The organism is Mesorhizobium sp. M4B.F.Ca.ET.089.01.1.1, from assembly GCF_004022605.1.
GTDB lineage: Bacteria > Pseudomonadota > Alphaproteobacteria > Rhizobiales > Rhizobiaceae > Mesorhizobium > Mesorhizobium abyssinicae.
Window position 1 is genome coordinate 1 of sequence record NZ_RZOS01001321.1, and the last position, 506, is coordinate 506.

The window sequence follows — 506 nt, forward strand, 5'->3', positions numbered from 1 at the left end:
GCCCGGAACTGGCTCCCGCGACCAGCGAAAACTTCGCCGTCTGGGGCAGCGGTTTCGGCGCCTGGGGACATTTGGACGGAGACGGCAACGCTGCTCGCCTCGACCGCTCGACGGGAGGCTTTATTGCAGGCGGCGATGCGGCCATCGGCGAAAGCTGGCGGCTCGGGCTTCTTGCCGGTTATAGCCATACGTCCATCCATGTGGATGATCGCGCCTCCTCCGGCTCAGGCAACAATTATCACCTCGGGATCTACGCTGGCACGCAGCGTGGCCCTCACAGCTTCCGTTCCGGCCTTGCCTATACGTGGAACCGCATCGAGACCGGCAGGTCGGTGGCGTTTCCGGGCTTCTCCGACAGCCTTTCGGCCGATTACCATGCCGGCACGTTCCAGGCTTTCGGCGAACTCGGCTCTCGACTGGATACAGCTTCCGTATCTTTCGAGCCCTATGCGAACCTAGCCTATGTGAACTTCAACGCGGATGGCTTCACAGAGCATGGCGGTGCC

At 62.5% G+C, this 506-nt stretch carries 1 protein-coding gene; it reads left to right on the plus strand.

Going from position 1 to position 506, the window contains the following annotated elements; all coding sequences use genetic code 11:
• On the plus strand, nucleotides 1–506 hold a 506-nt coding region (locus EN780_RS37345; RefSeq protein WP_128276648.1), incomplete at both ends, for an autotransporter domain-containing protein.